This is a genomic window from Nonomuraea sp. NPDC059194, from assembly GCF_042754765.1.
Classification (GTDB): domain Bacteria; phylum Actinomycetota; class Actinomycetes; order Streptosporangiales; family Streptosporangiaceae; genus Nonomuraea.
This window is the reverse complement of the sequence record NZ_JBHZBH010000036.1, coordinates 1-16,208: the sequence shown is the minus strand read 5'-3', so window position 1 is coordinate 16,208 and position 16,208 is coordinate 1. Positions and strand designations below refer to the sequence as shown.

The 16,208-nt window shown below is 69.1% G+C and carries 16 protein-coding genes; 9 read left to right on the top strand and 7 right to left on the bottom strand.

Annotation, left to right across the window (positions count from 1 at the left end; genetic code table 11):
* Window positions 1-37: 37 nt before the first annotated feature.
* Together ACFXJ8_RS33450 and dxs are read right to left on the bottom strand one after the other, a co-directional pair.
* Window positions 38-1,519: an amino acid permease gene (locus ACFXJ8_RS33450; protein ID WP_379647990.1), complete on the bottom strand. Its 1,482-nt coding sequence runs from the start codon at window positions 1,517-1,519 to the stop codon at window positions 38-40.
* A gap of 109 nt (window positions 1,520-1,628) precedes the next feature.
* Complete coding sequence (gene dxs, locus ACFXJ8_RS33445; protein WP_379647989.1) at window positions 1,629-3,518, bottom strand: 1-deoxy-D-xylulose-5-phosphate synthase; 1,890 nt, start codon at window positions 3,516-3,518, stop codon at window positions 1,629-1,631.
* A 153-nt stretch (window positions 3,519-3,671) separates the two neighbouring features.
* On the opposite strand from dxs, the gene ACFXJ8_RS33440 reads away from it, so the two are divergent.
* Both ACFXJ8_RS33440 and ACFXJ8_RS33435 read left to right on the top strand, forming a co-directional pair.
* Window positions 3,672-4,484: a neutral zinc metallopeptidase gene (locus ACFXJ8_RS33440; RefSeq protein ID WP_379647988.1), complete on the top strand. Its 813-nt coding sequence runs from the start codon at window positions 3,672-3,674 to the stop codon at window positions 4,482-4,484.
* Window positions 4,485-4,550: 66 nt separating this feature from the next.
* On the top strand, window positions 4,551-5,321 hold the full coding sequence (locus ACFXJ8_RS33435) for a neutral zinc metallopeptidase (RefSeq protein WP_379647987.1): 771 nt from the start codon (window positions 4,551-4,553) through the stop codon (window positions 5,319-5,321).
* 100 nt (window positions 5,322-5,421) lie between these two features.
* Here the strand turns inward: ACFXJ8_RS33435 and ACFXJ8_RS33430 are convergent, their stop codons facing one another.
* The 5 genes from ACFXJ8_RS33430 to ACFXJ8_RS33410 form a co-directional block, all read right to left on the bottom strand.
* Window positions 5,422-6,636, bottom strand: coding sequence for an ROK family protein (locus tag ACFXJ8_RS33430; protein WP_379647986.1), 1,215 nt, complete (start codon window positions 6,634-6,636; stop codon window positions 5,422-5,424).
* A gap of 35 nt (window positions 6,637-6,671) precedes the next feature.
* Window positions 6,672-7,943, bottom strand: coding sequence for a sugar ABC transporter permease (locus ACFXJ8_RS33425; RefSeq protein WP_379647985.1), 1,272 nt, complete (start codon window positions 7,941-7,943; stop codon window positions 6,672-6,674).
* Entirely contained in the window at window positions 7,940-8,704 is a 765-nt protein-coding gene (locus tag ACFXJ8_RS33420) for an ATP-binding cassette domain-containing protein (RefSeq protein WP_379647984.1), read from the bottom strand. The genes ACFXJ8_RS33425 and ACFXJ8_RS33420 overlap by 4 nt, the downstream gene beginning before the upstream one ends.
* A gap of 69 nt (window positions 8,705-8,773) precedes the next feature.
* Window positions 8,774-9,901 carry a sugar ABC transporter substrate-binding protein gene (locus tag ACFXJ8_RS33415; protein WP_379647983.1) on the bottom strand — a complete coding sequence of 376 codons (1,128 nt, stop codon included), beginning with the start codon at window positions 9,899-9,901 and terminating at the stop codon, window positions 8,774-8,776.
* 373 nt (window positions 9,902-10,274) lie between these two features.
* On the bottom strand, window positions 10,275-10,706 hold the full coding sequence (locus ACFXJ8_RS33410) for a hypothetical protein (protein ID WP_379647982.1): 432 nt from the start codon (window positions 10,704-10,706) through the stop codon (window positions 10,275-10,277).
* Between the two features lie 72 nt (window positions 10,707-10,778).
* Between ACFXJ8_RS33410 and ACFXJ8_RS33405 the strand changes: the two genes are divergently transcribed.
* From ACFXJ8_RS33405 to ACFXJ8_RS33375, 7 genes are all read left to right on the top strand, one after another.
* On the top strand, window positions 10,779-11,243 hold the full coding sequence (locus tag ACFXJ8_RS33405; RefSeq protein WP_379647981.1) for a hypothetical protein: 465 nt from the start codon (window positions 10,779-10,781) through the stop codon (window positions 11,241-11,243).
* Window positions 11,240-11,728 (top strand): RNA polymerase sigma factor, encoded by a 489-nt coding sequence (locus ACFXJ8_RS33400; RefSeq protein WP_379647980.1) that lies wholly within the window; start codon window positions 11,240-11,242, stop codon window positions 11,726-11,728. Before ACFXJ8_RS33405 ends, ACFXJ8_RS33400 begins: the two co-directional genes overlap by 4 nt.
* A gap of 60 nt (window positions 11,729-11,788) precedes the next feature.
* On the top strand, window positions 11,789-12,784 hold the full coding sequence (locus ACFXJ8_RS33395; RefSeq protein ID WP_379647979.1) for an alpha/beta fold hydrolase: 996 nt from the start codon (window positions 11,789-11,791) through the stop codon (window positions 12,782-12,784).
* Window positions 12,785-12,979: 195 nt separating this feature from the next.
* Entirely contained in the window at window positions 12,980-13,555 is a 576-nt protein-coding gene (locus ACFXJ8_RS33390) for a PadR family transcriptional regulator (protein ID WP_379647978.1), read from the top strand.
* Window positions 13,552-14,325 (top strand): SGNH/GDSL hydrolase family protein, encoded by a 774-nt coding sequence (locus ACFXJ8_RS33385; RefSeq protein WP_379647977.1) that lies wholly within the window; start codon window positions 13,552-13,554, stop codon window positions 14,323-14,325. Before ACFXJ8_RS33390 ends, ACFXJ8_RS33385 begins: the two co-directional genes overlap by 4 nt.
* A 204-nt stretch (window positions 14,326-14,529) precedes the next feature.
* Window positions 14,530-14,877, top strand: coding sequence for a DoxX family protein (locus ACFXJ8_RS33380; protein ID WP_379647976.1), 348 nt, complete (start codon window positions 14,530-14,532; stop codon window positions 14,875-14,877).
* Between the two features lie 335 nt (window positions 14,878-15,212).
* Window positions 15,213-15,743, top strand: a complete 531-nt coding sequence (locus tag ACFXJ8_RS33375) for a hypothetical protein (RefSeq protein WP_379647975.1) — start codon at window positions 15,213-15,215, stop codon at window positions 15,741-15,743.
* Window positions 15,744-16,208 lie beyond the last annotated feature (465 nt).

Here is a 16,208-nt window from a genome sequence, read left to right as displayed (position 1 = left end):
GCGATCACAGGGGGCCGGTCGCGGGCGTCGCGGCGCGCTACGCGGCCGGCTTCTCCGGCGTGGTGCCACGCCACCTGAGGACGGTGCTGTGGCGGTAGCCGTACAGGAAGTAGATCACCACGCCGATGGCCAGCCAGACGAGGAACCGCAGCCACGTCTCCACCGGCAGGTTCAGCATCAGGTAGAGGCACGACAGCGCGGCGAGTAGCGGCAGCACGGGCACGAACGGCACGGTGAACGCGCGGTGGAGCTCGGGGTGGGTCTTCCTGAGGATGATCACCCCGAGTGACACCACGACGAAGGCGAACAGGGTGCCGATGTTGACCAGTTCCGCCAGCGCGCCGAGCGAGATGAACCCGGACAGCACCATGGTGACGACGCCGACGATGACGGTGATCCGCGCGGGCGTGCCGAACCGCGGATGGACCTTCGACAGCACACGCGGCAGCAGTCCGTCGCGGCACATGGCGAACAGCACCCTGGTCTGGCCGAGCATGAGGATCATGACGACTGTGGTGAGACCGGCGATGGCGCCGATGCTGATCAGGCTGGCGATCCACGGCCGGCCGACCGCGAGGAAGGCGTCGGCCAGCGGCGCGTCCTCGCTGAGCTGTGTGTACGGCTGCATGCCGACCACGACCATGGAGACGGCGATGTAGAGGACGGTGCAGATGGCCAGCGAGCCGATGATGCCGCGCGGCAGGTCGCGCTGGGGGTTGATCGTCTCCTCGGCGGCCGTGGCCACGATGTCGAAACCGATGTAGGCGAAGAACACGATCGCGGCGCCGGACAGGATGCCGATCACGCCGAAGGCGACGGGCGTGATCCCGAACAGCACCTGGATCAGCGGTGCGCCGAGCCCCGCGACGGCTGGGGTGGCCTGCGCGGGCGGGATGAACGGCGTGTAGTTGGCGGCGTCGATGAAGAACAGGCCCGCGAAGATCACCAGGAGGATCACCGCCACCTTGACGACCACGATGACGAGGTTCACCCGGGAGGCGAGCTTGATGCCGAGCGCCAGGATGACGGTCAGGATCGCGACGATCACCATGGCCGGATAGTTGATCGCGAGGCCGAACAGGTCGAGCGCCGGGAGGTTCACGCCCGCGGCGGTCATCAGCGAGTTGAAGTAGCCCGACCAGCCGACCGCCACCACCGCCCCTGCCAGCGCCATCTCCAGCATCAGGTCCCAGCCGATGATCCAGGCGGGGAACTCGCCCAGCGTGGCGAAGGAGAAGGTGTAGGCCGAGCCCGCGACGGGGATCGTCGAGGCGAACTCGGCGTAGCACAGCGCGGCCAGGCCGCACACGATGGCCGCCACCACGAACGACAGCGCCACGGCGGGGCCAGCCGTGTTCCTGGCCACCAGACCCGTCAGCACGAAGATGCCGGTGCCGACGATCACGCCGATGCCGAACACGGTCAGGTCGATGGCCGACAGCCGCTTCTTGAGCTGGTGCTCTGGTTCCTCGGTGTCCCTGATCGACTGTTCGACACTCTTGGTTCTGAAGATCTCCATTCTGTGAGTTTGCCCACACCGACGGTGACCATGCCGGGGCTGAACTCTTCGGGGCCTGGCCATGACCAGACCCCGGCATGTGCCGTCGTGCGCCGCGGTGGGCGGGAGATCACTGCTCGGCGGGCTGGCTCTCCAGAGCGGGGCTGCGGCGGGCGACCGCCTCGGTGATGTCGCGGGCGAGGTCTTGTCCGGTGAGGCCCGCGTAGCCGAGGATCTTCGGCCGCTTGGCGTGGTCGAGGAAGCGCTGCGGGATGCCGAACGTGCGCACGGGCACGTCGACGTCGTTGTCGCGCAGCAGGCGGGCGACCGCGTCGCCGACGCCGCCGACCCTGCCGTTGTCCTCGACGACGGCCACCAGCTTGTGGGCGGCGGCGGCCGGCACCAGCGCCTCGTCGAGGGGCTTGACCCAGCGCGGGTCGACGACGGTGGCGTTGATGCCCTGCGCGTCGAGCAGGCGCGCGGCCTCCAGCGCGACGTGCGCCATGGGGCCGACGGCGACCAGGAGCACGTCGGGCTCGCCCTCGCGCAGCACGTCCATCTCGCCGAGCCTGCCGATCGCCTCGACGGTCTCGGCGACGGGCCCCTTGGGGAAGCGCAGCACGGTGGGCGCGTCGTCGACGGCCACGGCCTCGCGCAGCAGCTCGGTCAGCCGCTCGCCGTCACGCGGCACCGCGATCCGCAGGCCGGGGACGACCTGGAGGATGGACAGGTCCCACATCCCGTTGTGGCTGGCGCCGTCGTCGCCGGTGACGCCCGCCCGGTCGAGGACGACCGTGACGGGCAGCCTGTGCAGGGCGACGTCCATCAGCAACTGGTCGAAGGCGCGGTTGAGGAAGGTGGCGTAGACGGCGACGACCGGGTGCAGCCCGCCGAGCGCGAGCCCGGCCGCGCTGGTCAGCGCGTGCTGCTCGGCGATGCCGACGTCGTAGGTGCGCTCGGGGTAGGCGTCGGCGAAGGCGTTGAGCCCGGTCGGGTGGAGCATGGCGGCGGTGATCGCGACCAGGTCGTCGCGCTCCTTGCCGAGCGCGACGAGCTCCTCGCTGAAGACGTTGGTCCAGATGCGGCCCTTGGGCTTCTCCACGCCGGTGTCCCTGTCGAAGGCGCCGGGCGAGTGGAACTGGTCCTCGTCGTGGTTCTCGGCGGGCGCGTAGCCGCGGCCCTTCTGGGTCAGGACGTGGACGATGACGGGGCCGCCGAAGCCGCGCGCCTTGCGCAGCGCCTCCTCCACGGCCTGCTCGTCGTGGCCGTCGATGGGGCCGACGTACTTCAGGCCGAGGTCCTCGAACATCACCTGCGGCGCGAGGACGTCCTTGAGGCCCTTCTTGATGCCGTGAAGGGCGTCGTAGACGACCGGAACGTTGCCGATCTTGTCCTTGACGAAGTCGAGCATGTCCTCGTAGCGGCGGTCGATCCTGAGCTTGGCCAGGTGGGTGGCCAGGCCGCCGATGGTCGGCGAGTAGGAGCGCCCGTTGTCGTTGACCACGATGACGCACGGCAGGTCCTTGACCGCCGCGATGTTGTTGAGCGCCTCCCAGGCCATGCCGCCGGTGAGCGCGCCGTCGCCGATGACCGCGACCGCGACCCGCTCGCGCTCGCCGCGCAGCTTGAACGCCTTGGCCAGGCCGTCGGCGTAGGACAGCGCGGTGGAGGCGTGGGAGTTCTCCACGAAGTCGTGGGGGGACTCGGCCTGGCTCGGGTAGCCGGACAGGCCGCCCTCCTGCTTGAGCGCGCCGAAGCCGCCGGCGCGCCCGGTGAGCATCTTGTGCACGTAGGACTGGTGGCCGGTGTCCCAGATGATCGGGTCGCCCGGGGAGTCGAACACCCGGTGAAGCGCGATGGTCAGCTCGACGACGCCCAGGTTGGGCCCCAGATGGCCGCCGTTGCGGGCGCACGAGTCGACGAGGAGGTCGCGGACCTCCTGGGCGAGCCGCGGCAGCTCCTCCGCTGCCAGCCGTTTGACGTCGTGCGGTCCCTTGATCGAGGCCAGCAGCCCGCTCACGGAATCATCCCCTCATCCACTCGTCAACGGATCGAGTCTAGTTCGTGGAGCAGAGGCTGACTCCATGGAGTCAATTGCACCCTGATTTGTCCGATCTTGGCCTAGGGTTGACCCATTATGAACACTGTCCCCCTGAGGAAACTCTCGTCACTTGTGTCGGCCGGACTGGTTCTTGCCCTGATGGGTGTGGGTACGGCAGGCGCCGCCGAGGCGTCCACCACGACCCCCCAGGAGGCCACGGTCAAGGCAGCCGCCCAGGCGGCGCCCCCGAGAGGGAAGGCCGCGGCGACGAGCAGCCCGCTGTACAAGACCGGGACGCTCGCCGGCAACTGTCCAGCCGGAGAGATCCAGCGTGGCAGCACGGCCGCCTACAAGCGCTTCCTGCAGACGTTCACCAATTGCCTGAACCGGTCCTGGGCCTCGGAGTTCAAGCAGGCCAGGATGCCGTTCTCCAAGCCCAGGCTGCGGATCATCACCACCAAGCGCAACACCGCCTGCGGCAGGTGGCTGACGGGCGCCGCCGGCGTCTACTGCTCCTCCGACAGGACCATGTACATGCTGATCACCAAGACGGAGCTGCGCAACCCGTCGCCGGTCGGCATCGGCCGCCTCATGGCCCACGAGTACGCCCACCACGTGCAGCAGGTCGCCGGCATCATGCCCTGGTACGCCCAGGCCAGCTGGCGCGCGAGCAAGTCCGCCAAGCTCGCCTACTCCCGCCGCCTCGAACTGCAGGCCGAGTGCCTGTCGGCGGTCTACATGCGCTCGGTGCAGGACACGCTTCCCGTCGACGAGGCGTACTACCAGCAGATCATCGACTGGTTCGGTGAGAAGGGCGCCGACATCTGGCCGCAGAACGACCACGGCTCCAGCGCCAACCAGGCCCGCTGGATGCAGCGCGGCTGGAAGTACGGGGCGCCCGCCGCGTGCAACACCTGGACCTCGCCCTCCAGGTACGTCTCCTAGCCCCCTTCTCCGTCCAACGGCCGCGCCTTCCGGCGCGGCCGTTGTGTGGTCTAAAGTCCTGTGACTATGCGTTCCCCCTTATTCGCGGTACTTTCCGGTGCCCTCGCGAGCCTGCTGTTCGCCGGTACGGCCGCGGCCGGCACCTCCGGCTTTCCCCCGGTCCTGACCGACAACAGGGTCTACAAGTCCGGCGCGATGGAGCTGAAGGAGTGCCAGGAGCAGCCGATCCAGCGCGACTCGCTGGACGGCGCCAAGGTCTACCTGGAGTTCGTGCTCGACTGCCTCAACGAGTCGTGGAGCAAGCAGCTGGCCAAGGCGAAGATCCCCTTCGCCAAGCCGAAGTTCGCGGTCGTGAGCAAGCCGGGCCAGTCTGTCGGCAAGTGCGGCAAGTTCCCGGCGGGCGCGCAGGCGCTCTACTGCCCGCCGGAGCGGAAGATGACGGTCCTGCTCGACCCCTTCATCCTGTCCGAGCCGACCGAGCTGTTCCTGATGGAGGTCGTGGCCCACGAGTACGGTCACCACATCCAGGAGCTGACCGGCATGCTGAAGGTCGTCGACAGGTACAAGGGCAAGAGCAAGAAGCAGATCTACGACGAGGCCCGCAGGATCGAGCTGCAGGCCGAGTGCTTCTCCGGCGCCTTCATCGGCAGCGTGTGGCACTCGCTCGGCCGTCGTGACTTCGACTTCAAGTACATCTTGAAGGTCGCGCAGGCCGGGTTCGACGACGGCATCCACGGCAAGCCGGCCAACATCGCCTACTGGCTGAAGAAGGGCTTCGACGCCGAGACGCCGGACGCCTGCAACACCTTCGCCGCGCCCAAGGCTCGCGTCTCCTGACCCTCTCACCTCGATGTCCGCGGCCGGGTCCCGGTCGCGGACATCGTCATCTGCGGGGCAGGCCGGCGCTCGGCTCCGGCCGGTGCCTCCAGCGGGCCGGTCAGCCGCCGGCTCTGGCCAGCGCCTCCAGCGGGTCGGCGAGCACCTGCGCGAAGGCCAGCTCGGCCGCGCCGACGAGCGTGGCGTCGTCGCCCAGCGCCGAGGTGCGCAGCCGCAGCTTCTCCCGGTGGGCGGGCAGCGCGTCGACGGCCAGGCGGCTGCGGACCTGGGCGGCCGCGCCGAGGTAGATCTCGCGCAGCATCCCCCCGAAGATCACCATCTCCGGGTTGAAGACGTTGACCAGGTTGGCCACGCCCAGGCCGAGCCAGTCGCCCACGCGGCTCAGCGCGGCCTGCGCGACGATGTCGCCCCTGTCGGCGGCGTCGACGACGGCCCTGACCGCGTCGCGGCCGAGCGGCCCTTCCCGGTCGTCGGGGGCGCGGCCGGCCGCTTCGAGCAGCGCCCGCTCCCCCACCTCCGCCTCCAGGCAACCGTGGGAGCCGCACCCGCACAGGCGCCCGCCGGGGTGGACGATCATGTGGCCGACCTCGCCGCCGAAGCCCTCGTGCCCGCCGAGCAGGTGTCCCCCGGCGATGACGCCGCCGCCCACCCCGACGTCGCCGTGCAGGTAGATCAGGTCGCGTACGGCCGCGCCCACGCCTCGGGTGTGCTCGGCGAGCGCCCCGAGGTTGGCGTCGTTGCCCACGCTGACCGGCAGGCCCAGGGCCAGCCTCTTGCTCAGCGCCTCACCGAACGGCACGTCCTCGGCCAGCAGGTTGGGACCGTACCTGACGACGCCGTCGCTCCTGCGCACCCCGCCCGCGACCGCCGCCGCCGCGCCGACGCACACGGTGTCGGCGCGGGTCTTGCGGTGCATCTGCCTGGCGAAGCCGGCCAGCGCGCCGACGACCTCGTCCAGGTCGAAGGCGCCGCGCCGCCGTACGGCCTCGCGCCGGTCGAGGATCACCCCGCCGAGGCCGACGCGGGCCGCGACCAGCCGGTCGGGGCCCAGATCGAAGGCGAAGACGTAGACTCGCGCCGACTCGGGCCGCACCACCAGGGACGGCCTGCCCGCGCGGCCCCTCTCGCGCGGCAACTCCTCGCGCACCAGGCCCGCGGCGGTCAGGTCGGAGGTCAGCGCCATGATCGTGCTGCGGTTCAGGCCCATCCTGGAGGTGAGCTCGGCCCGCGAGGTGGGCCCGCCGAGATGGACATGGCGAAGCAGCGCGCCGAGGTTGTGGCGCCTGATCTCCTCCTGGGACGGGCCCGCTCGCATCGTGGATGAATCCTTTGCACTGCCGAAGTCGCTGATCACCTTAGACCAGCGGCGGCGGCCCTACGACGGGCGAGGGCGTCGACCCCCGCCGCCAGCAGCAGCACCGACCCGGTCACCATGAACTTCTCGCTGGAGGCGAACCCCAGCAGGCCCATGCCGTTGTCGATGACCGCGATGACGGCGCCGCCGAGGACGGCGTCCAGCACCCTGCCCTTGCCGCCGAACAGGCTGGTCCCGCCGATGACGGCCGCGCCCACGGCGTACAGCAGGACCTGGCTGCCGCCGGTGTTCGGGTCGACGGACGCGCCGCGCGAGGCGGCGATGATCCCGCCGACGGCCGCGATGGCCGAGCAGATGACGAACGCGCTGACCTTGATCCGGTCGACGTTGATGCCGGCCCTGCGGGAGGCCTCCGCGTTGCCGCCCACGGCGTACAGGTGGCGGCCGAAGCGGGTCCTGCCGAGCACGAACGTCCAGACGACCAGCAGCGCCAGCACGATCGGGACGACCACCGGCACGCCGCTCAGTGACGCCACCGCGGGGTTGCGGCTGCGCTCCAGGTTGAGCACGAAGACGGCGACGCCCGCGAGGACGGCGAGCGTGCCGACCCTGGCGGCGATCAGGGAGTACGGGTCGGCCACCAGACCGCGCCCGCCGCGCTTGACCGACCTGGCGATCTGGACGGCCGCGTAGCCGCCGACGCCGACCAGCCACAGCCCCCAGCCGAGCACCGCCGGCAGGTTCTTGTTGGCGATGGCGAGGATGGTCTCGTCGCGGATGGAGATGTTGGTGCCCTCTTCGAGGATCGCCAGCAGGACCCCCTGGAAGGCCAGGAAGCCGGCCAGCGTGACGATGAAGGAGGGGATGCCGAGCTTGGCCACCAGCACGCCGAGCACGAGGCCGATGACGACGCCGGTGGCGATCGCCGCCAGGACGCAGACGTACCAGGGCAGGCCCATGTTCGTGAGCGTGACGGCCAGCACGGCCGCGCACAGGCCGCTGGCGAAGCCCGCCGACAGGTCGATCTCGCCGATCAGCAGGACGAAGACCAGCCCCATCGCGATGACGGTGACCTGGCCGCCCTGCTGGAAGATGTTGGCGAAGTTGACGGGGGTGAGGAAGACCGGCTTGAGCACGGTGAAGACGGTGCACAGGACGACCAGTCCTGCCACGGCCGGCAGGGCGCCCATGTCGCCGCCGCGCACCCGCTCCAGGTAGGCGCGGGCGCTGTTGGCGACCGAGGGGCGGCGGGCCGCGGTGACGATCGCCCCGTCCTCGGCGGATTCGCTGGTGAGTGTCCTGCTCATGCCGAGGTCCCGTTCTTGAGGCCCAGGTCTCCGCTGCGCCCGGAGGTGATCAGTTCGACGACCTGCGCGTGGGTTACGTCGGAGGTCTTGACCTGGGCGGCCATCCGCCCGAGGTAGAGCGCCGCGATCCGGTCGGAGACGGCGAAGACGTCGTTCATGTTGTGCGAGATCAGCACGACGGCCAGGCCCTTGTCGGCGAGCCTGCGCACCAGTTCGAGCACCTGGCCCGTCTGGGCCACGCCGAGCGCCGCGGTGGGCTCGTCGAGGATGACGACCTTGCTGTTCCACAGCACGGCCTTGGCGATGGCGACGGTCTGCCGCTGGCCGCCCGACAGGCTGGAGACCTGCTGCCTGATGGACTTCACGGTCCTGACCGAGAGGCCGGAGAGGGTCTGCTGGGCCATCTCCTCCATCGTGGCCTCGTCGAGCACCAGCCCGCTCCTGCGCTCCCTGCCCAGGAACATGTTCTGGACGATGTCGAGGTTGTCGCAGAGCGCGAGGTCCTGGTAGACGATCTCGATGCCCAGCTCGCCGGCGTCACGCGGGCCGCTGACCTGCACCTGCCTGCCGTCGAAGTAGTAGTCGCCCGCGTCGATCGGGTGGATCCCGCCGATGCACTTGACCAGGGTGGACTTTCCTGCGCCGTTGTCGCCGACCAGCGCGGTCACCTCGCCGGGGTAGACGGAGAAGGTGACGTCGTGCAGGACCTGCACGGGACCGAAACTCTTGTCGATCCCTCGGACTTCAAGAACGGGGTTCATATCTGCGTCCTCCGCAGGGGTACGGCCGTCGCCGGCCGTACCCCTGGCCGCGGGTTACTGGATTCCGGCCTACTGGATTCCGGCTTCGGTGCACTTGGCGGCGAACTCGCCCGCGCACAGCTCGTCCTTGGTGACGAAGCCGTCGGCCACGACGTCCTTGACGTTGTCGAAGAAGATCGCCTGGGGGTCGAGCAGCACGGCGGGGACGTCCTGGCCGCTCTCGGTGTCCTTGACGCTGCCGGTGGCCGCGGGCTTCTCACCCTTGGCCAGCGAGACGGCGAGCTGGGCCGCCGCGTCGGCCTCCTTCTTGATCGCCTTGTAGACGGTCATGCACTGGTCGCCCGCGAGGATGTTCTGCAGGCCCTGGACGGTGGCGTCCTGGCCGGTGACCGGCACCTTGCCGTTGAGGTTGTTCTTCTTCAGCACGGTGATGGCGGCGTTGCCGAGGCCGTCGTTGGCCGCGAGCACGCCGGCGATCTTCGACTCGCCGGTGAGCATCTGCTCGAAGATCGTGCCGGCCTTGGCGTTGTCCCAGTCGGGCACCGACTCGTCCGGGCCCTTGACGTACTCGCCGGAGTCGAACTTCGGCTTGAGCACGCCGTCGTAGCCCTGCTTGAACAGCGTCGCGTTGTTGTCGGTCGGCGAGCCGTTGAGGTAGGCGACGATGGGCTTGTCGGCCTTCTTGTCGGTCAGGCACTTGGCCAGGCCCTCGCCCTGCAGGGTGCCGACCTTGGTGTTGTCGAAGCTGACGTAGTAGGCGGCGCCGCCGCCGAGCGTGAGCCGGTCGTAGTCGATCGTGGCCACGCCCTGCGACTTGGCCTTGCTGAGCACGGCCTTGCCGGTGCCCGAGTCCAGGTTCACGATCATCAGCACGGTCGCACCGTTGGTGATCATCTGGTCGGCGATGGTCTGGAAGGCGTTCTTGTCGCCCTGGGCGTTCTGGATGTCGTAGGCGACGCCCGCGGCCTTGAAGGCCTCTTCCAGGTACTTGCGGTCCGCGGTCTCCCACCTGGCCGAGGACTTGCTGTCGGGAAGGATGACGCCGATCTTGCCCGCGGCGGCCGCGCTGGAGGCGGGCGCCGCGCTGGACTGGGCAGGGCCGGCCTGGGTGGTGCCGCCGCTGTCGCCCCCGCACGCGGTGAGACCGAGGGTGGTCGCCGCTGCCGCGGCGGTCAGGCTGAGGATCCCCTTGCGCATGTGCAAGGTCCTTTCTGGGGGATGGGATGGGGGGTTGGGGCCACCTGCGGTACGGCGGCGCCTGCCGTACCGGGTGAATGTTGTTTGCGGCAACGTATTCCGCGGCGGCCTGCTTTGGAAGACCCACAACCGGCCGAGTTTGTTGTGGCGGGTAACAATCCTGAAACGCCGGGTCAATCGATCGGGCTCGGCCGTCCGGGTTGTCCTGTGTACGCGAACCTTGCCGCGTCCGGACGTACATTGCCCACGATCGTGCAACTTCGGGTTAACCCTGCACCGGGGAGCAGTCCGACAAATGTTGAGCGACAAGTTCGTGTCACTGGAAACGACAGGAGTCACTGGTTCTCGGTGGCCGATGGGGCGGTGGCGCCGGTCAAACCCGCGCACCCGGTTTCTGCGTACGCGCCAGGATGAGGCCCACCGCGCTGGCCGTGATCAGGCAGACAGGCGTGTAAAGCAGGAGGTTGAGCCAGTAGAACGGCGTGCCGGTGTCCGTGCCGAGGCCGAGGGCCCACGCCAGGCCCAGCTCTCCCCGCACCAGCAGCCCTGCCCCGAGGGCGAGCGCGACCGCCTTCGCCGGCCACCCGCCCCGGCGCCTGGAGACCGCGACGATCGCCGTCGCCGCTGTGGTCAGCAGAAGGATCAGCGGCAGCAGGACCCGGGGGGTGAAGGGCACCTCCACGTTGAGGACGGCCATGGACAGCGCACGGGGGTCGGATGCGGGCGTGATGAGCCAGTACAGGTGTGCCATGGCGTCAACGACCAGGATGGCGGCGACGATGGCGCCGAGACGTGTGGTGTTCATGCCCTCAAGGAGGCGGCGGATTTCCCGATGGTTCCATGGAACCTTTGGCCCCCTCGACGCCTCTGGACGTATATGAACTGGCCTGTCGTTGATCTGGACCCGGTGCGGCGCCTGCGGGCGCTGGCCGCCGCCATCCCTGGCGCGCATGTCGCCGAGCGCGTCATCCCTGCCCCTATCGAGCTGGTGTGGGAGGTGGCGAGCGACCTGGAGCGGGAATTCGGCACGTTCGAGCCGGACATGCGGCGCGTGCGGATCGTCGCCGACGACGGCGACGGGCGGCTGGTGGCCGAGGCTCGCAGCAGGTACGGCATGCGTGCCCGGTTCGCCGTCGATCTGCGACCGGGCTGGTGCTGGATGCAGTCCAGGTTCCTGCTCGTCGGCCTGGCGGCGACAGCCGTACCCGGTGGCACTTTGGTCGCGCAGACCGGTGGTCTTCGCGTGCCGGGGCGTTCCGCGCTGGTGCCGCTGGGCGTGAGGTCGGCTGGGCGTAAGGCGTTGGCGCGGCTGGCTGCCCGGATCGAGGAGCGGGCCCAGTGACCGTCGAGCTGGTCCTGGCCGCACAGCGCGGGGACACCATGGCCATGAGCGACCTGCTCAACGAGCTGACGCCGTACCTCGGCCGGATCTGCGGCCCCATCGCGCTCGACAGCGGACCCGACGCCGTCCAGGAGGCGCTGATCGCCGTCTTCAAGAACCTGCGCGGGCTGCGTGAGCCCGAGGCGCTGTACGGCTGGGCGCGCGCGATAGCCGTACGTGAAGCGGTGCGAATCGCCAGGCGCGACGGCCGCGCGAGCCCCGCGGAGTTGGCCGAGCTGCCGTCGCGGCAGGACGTGGAGAGCGCGGTGGACATCCGCGACGTCCTGGAGCGGCTCTCGCCGGAGCACCGGGCGGTGCTGATGCTGCGCGACCTCGAGGGGCTGGAGGAGGCGGCTGCCGCCCGGCTGCTGGAGGTGCCCGTGGGCACGGTCAAGTCGAGGCTGGCGCGGGCACGGAGGAGTTTCCGCCAGGCATGGCAATCCTGAGGGAACGTCGGCAGCCGTCGCCTCCTCCTTGAGGTGGACCCCCACCGATTGGAGAAACCGATGCGACCTCGCATCCTCGCCGCCCTGGCCGTGACCCTGACGCTGCTCGTGTCCGCGGCCCTCTACGGCGCCTACGGCTACCGCCCGCCGGAGGCGAGCGGCTACCGGCCCGACCTCCTGCGCACCTCGCACTTCATCGACACGCCCTTGGCCCGCTTCCACTACCTCAGGCAGGGGAGCGGCACTCCGGTCGTGCTGCTCTCGCCCGGGGCCTCCTGGGTGTACGGCTGGCGCCACCAGCTCCCCGAACTGGCTCGCGACCACACCGTCTACGTGGTCGACCTGCCCGGCCAGGGCTTCACCTCGCTCAAGGACCGCCGCTTCGCCTGGGACCTGAACGGGATGACCAGGGCGATCGGGGCATTTCTTGACGCTATGGGCATCGATCGGCCCGCCCTGGGCGGCCTGTCGTGGAGCGGCGGCTGGGCACTGGCCTACGCGCAGCGGTACCCCGATCGGGTCGACAGCCTGCTGCTGCTGGCACCGTCCGGCGCCTCCACCCGCGACACCTGGGTCTACGAGATCATGAAATATCCCGTCATCGGGGAAATCTGGAACAACATGTACTACGCCGACAGGTCCAGCTCGCGCGCCGCGCTCGAGCGGATACACGTCCACCAGGAGAAGGTGACCGAGCAGGACGTGGACGCCTTCTGGGCGCCGGGCACCTTCGCCGACAACCTGGAGAGCCAGTATCTGCTCGAACGCGGCCTCGACTGGCGCGAGACGATCGACGCCATGCCCGGTACGGTCACGCCCGCGCTGGTGGTCTGGGGCAGGCAGGACACCGTCAACCCAGTGGGGCAGGCGCGCGTGTTCGACCGTCTCATGCCCGGAGCCCAGGTCCACGAGCTCGACGGCTGCGGCCACGCCCTCAGCACCGACTGCCCTCAGCACGTCAACCGACTGTTCGCCGACTTCCTCGCGGCTCGTGCCACCGACAAGGGAAATCAGAGAGGGCGGGGGCCGCAGCGACCCGAGCTGAGGGCCCGGTAGGCGGCGGCGATGGCCTCGATCACCGGGGTGGGCGTCTGGGTGCCGGCGGCGCCGTCGAGGTAGGCGTAGCCATCGGACAGAGCGGGGTAAGCGGTGCGTACCGCATCAATGGGGGACACATCTAAAGTTCTTGCTCGCGATCCGCCGCCTCAACCCCTATAGTCATACTCATGATTAGTCATGGATATGTCTAGGGTGGCTCTCCGGCACGCAGTGCTGGCGGCGCTGCTGGACGGCGAGTACAGCGGCTATCAGCTGGCCAAGATCTTCGATGTCGGCGTGGCCAACTTCTGGTACGCCGCCCCCCAGCAGCTCTACGCCGAGCTCACCAAACTCGAGGCCGACGGCCTGGTGGCCGGGCGCGAGGTGGTCCAGCAGGGCCGGCCCAACAAGCGGGTGTTCACCGTGACCGAGGCCGGGAGGGGCGAGCTGGCCGCCTTCGCCGCGGCGCCGAGCAAGCCCCTGCTCATTCGCGACGACCTGGTGGTGAAGGTGCACGCGGCCGACGTGGCCGACCCCGGACCGCTGATCGACCAGCTGCACCAGCGGGCCGAGGAGGCCGCGGTCAAGCTCGCCCTCTTCGACAAGATGCTGGTCAATCTGCGCGGCGGCCTGGACGAGGAGACCTTCCTGGCCAGGGGAGAGCGCATCGGCCCCTACCTGACCTGTCTGGGCGGCTGCCGCCTGGAGCGGGAGATGCGCGAGTGGTGCCTGCAGACCGCGCGCACGCTGAGCGTGCGTGCCGCGCACGATGGAAGGACCGGGCCATGACCACCTATCACCGCTACGTCGCCCTCGGTGACAGCCAGACCGAGGGCCTGGGCGACGGCGACGACGTGCGCGGCCTGCGCGGCTTCGCCGACCGGCTCGCCGAGCTGCTGGCCGCCGCCAACCCCGAGCTGCTCTACGCCAACCTGGGTGTGCGCGGGCGCCTGGCCGCCCAGGTCCGCGACGAGCAGCTGGAGGCGGCTCTGGCGCTCCGCCCCGACGTGGCCACCGTCATGGCGGGCGTGAACGACCTCATCCGGCCGGGCTTCGACGCCGCGGCGGTGGCGGGCGTGCTGGAGGAGATGTTCGTGGCGCTGACCGCGGCCGGGGCGCGGGTGGTCACCGTCACCTACCCCGACATCGGCAAGATCGCGCCCATGGCCCGCCGGCTGGTGCCCCTGGTGGTCGACTTCAACGAGCGCATCCGCGCCGCCTGCGCCCGCCACGACGTCATCCTGATCGAGACCTTCGGCCTGGAGTTCGCCACCGACGCGCGCATGTGGAGTGCCGACCGGCTCCACGCCAGCCCCGCGGGGCACGCCCGCATCGCCGCCGCCCTGGCGTACGGCCTGCAGTTGCCGGGCAGCGACGACACCTGGATGGCGCCACTGCCTGCTCTGCCCCGGCCGTCGGCCTGGCGGGTGGCGGCGACGGAGCTGCGCTGGGCGGCGGGCTTCGCCGGGCCGTGGATCGGCCGCCGGCTGCGTGGCCGCTCCTCGGGCGACGGCCGTACGGCCAAGCGGCCCGAGCTGGCCCCGGTGACGGTCATCTGAACAACCGAATCTGGGCGGTAGCGAGCTGTGTCGGTACCGGAACGTACGCCAACGCCTCCGAAAACCGGCGCGGCGCGCGGAACGACAGAAGGCTCACGGGTCGGCTGGTTGATCTCCATCGCATCGTGAACGCATCGCGGAACTATCAACCGGGGCTCGCAGGATTGGTATCACAAAGAAAACACCAGCTAAGGGAGTGTCCCCATGTCCACCACCGCCGCCATCGTCACCGTCCTGGCCGCCCTCTGGGTGGGTTTCTCTGCCTTCTCCCTCCTTCGCCGCGCCGAGTGGGTCGTGAAGCCGCTGATGGACTACGGCGTCCCCCGCTCGTGGTGGACCTGGCTCGGCGCAGCCAAGGCCGCAGGGTCTGTGGGCCTGCTGGTCGGCCTGTTCGTGCCGGTCGTCGGCCTCTTGGCCGGGATCGGCCTGGTGCTGTACTTCGCCGGAGCCGTGGTCACCGTGCTCCGGGCGCGCTCGTACTCGACCGTCGTCTTCCCCCTGCTGTACATGGGCCCGGTGATCGCCGCCTTGGTGCTGGGATACATCGCCTAGCAGCGGTCTGCACCACTCTCGAGAAGCCCTCGCCGGTGCCCTACCGACGAGGGCGAGAGGGCTTCCTCAACTACGGTGAGCTACTGACAGAACTTGTCGCTGACCACTGTCCGTTTTCTCGACGCTCAAACAACAAAGGAAGATGACGATCATGACACCTCCTGTGGCTGGTGGGGATCCTGCGTTAGCGTGCGACTTCGAATTCGCGTACGTGACGGCGGTTCGCCTGTTACAACGCGTTTGAGGCCTCGCTTCGCCTCTGTCTCGTCCTGCGTCCCTCCGCATCGTCCGACCCGGAAGACCCCTGGACGGTTCGGCTTGAGCGGCTGGTCCGGATGGAGCGGCTGGGCGTCCGCTCCCAGTCGTTTGATGGGTCGCTGTTCATCGCAGCGTTCTCCCCAGAGGCCGTCCAGATCACTGAACTCTTCCTCTCTCCCGCATGGCGCCTGGCCGCAGAGAAGATCATCAGTTCGGGCGACGAGTTCACCCCCGAGGTCGAACCCGTGGCCAAGCAACTCAACCAGCTCTTGGGCCGCACAGGGATGGGCATTTGGGACTCCTACGTGCTTGAGCGGTGGCTGGCCGGAGTTGTCGGTTCCGAGCAGGTCGAACCCGGCACCACCTTCCCTCACACGCGAGGTCGCACCGTGGACGGCACGCCGACCGGGAGACTGAGCTTCCACGAGTTGGAGCGCCGGCGCAAAGCCCGCCAAGAATTCAGAAAACATCACCACGTTCCGCACTGGCTTCTGCCAGACAACGCCAGAGCCGTCCAAAATGCAGAAAGCGCCCCCGCTTCAGAGCAGGGCGCTCACCGAAAATGCAAGATCATTCCGAACAGTCCTGGCAACCGTCGTTCGAACTAACCTGACATCTCACAGGTCCACGACAGGGCAAGAGGACATCTTCGCCTGAACGGACACTACTGAAGCCGTCGCTGCCATCACCCGCATCACCAGCGGCAACTTCCGCCTCATCACCCGCCTCGTCGACCAGATCGCACGAGTCCTGGAGATCAACCAGCTCACCACCGTGACCAAGGAAGTCGTCGAAGCCGCCCGCGAGAACCTGATCATCGGAGTCATGTGAGGCCCCCGCCTCGAACCCGCGACCCACCACATCGACAACCTCAGGCCCCGCCAAGGCGGGGCCGTACTCTTGCCGTCAAGAGATCATGTCTGGCCAAATAGCTCCGGAGGTTCCCGGCCACTTACCGGACCGCCGGAACTTAGCTCCAACTCCTAAGGACAACGTTCAGGAGGTCTCAATGGGTGCCGTGGTGCTGTACAAGAGCATGTCGTTGGACGGCTTCGTCGCCGGTCCGGACATCG

Excerpts from the sequence above, each read along its gene's own strand:
- ACFXJ8_RS33450 (WP_379647990.1), bottom strand. The coding sequence starts at position 1,519 with ATGGAGATCTTCAGAACCAAGAGTGTCGAACAGTCGATCAGGGACACC.
- ACFXJ8_RS33435 (WP_379647987.1), top strand. The coding sequence starts at position 4,551 with ATGCGTTCCCCCTTATTCGCGGTACTTTCCGGTGCCCTCGCGAGCCTG.
- ACFXJ8_RS33430 (WP_379647986.1), bottom strand. The coding sequence starts at position 6,636 with ATGCGAGCGGGCCCGTCCCAGGAGGAGATCAGGCGCCACAACCTCGGC.
- ACFXJ8_RS33425 (WP_379647985.1), bottom strand. The coding sequence starts at position 7,943 with ATGAGCAGGACACTCACCAGCGAATCCGCCGAGGACGGGGCGATCGTC.
- ACFXJ8_RS33420 (WP_379647984.1), bottom strand. The coding sequence starts at position 8,704 with ATGAACCCCGTTCTTGAAGTCCGAGGGATCGACAAGAGTTTCGGTCCC.
- ACFXJ8_RS33415 (WP_379647983.1), bottom strand. The coding sequence starts at position 9,901 with ATGCGCAAGGGGATCCTCAGCCTGACCGCCGCGGCAGCGGCGACCACC.
- ACFXJ8_RS33410 (WP_379647982.1), bottom strand. The coding sequence starts at position 10,706 with ATGAACACCACACGTCTCGGCGCCATCGTCGCCGCCATCCTGGTCGTT.
- ACFXJ8_RS33405 (WP_379647981.1), top strand. The coding sequence starts at position 10,779 with ATGAACTGGCCTGTCGTTGATCTGGACCCGGTGCGGCGCCTGCGGGCG.
- ACFXJ8_RS33395 (WP_379647979.1), top strand. The coding sequence starts at position 11,789 with ATGCGACCTCGCATCCTCGCCGCCCTGGCCGTGACCCTGACGCTGCTC.
- ACFXJ8_RS33385 (WP_379647977.1), top strand. The coding sequence starts at position 13,552 with ATGACCACCTATCACCGCTACGTCGCCCTCGGTGACAGCCAGACCGAG.
- ACFXJ8_RS33380 (WP_379647976.1), top strand. The coding sequence starts at position 14,530 with ATGTCCACCACCGCCGCCATCGTCACCGTCCTGGCCGCCCTCTGGGTG.
- ACFXJ8_RS33375 (WP_379647975.1), top strand. The coding sequence starts at position 15,213 with ATGGAGCGGCTGGGCGTCCGCTCCCAGTCGTTTGATGGGTCGCTGTTC.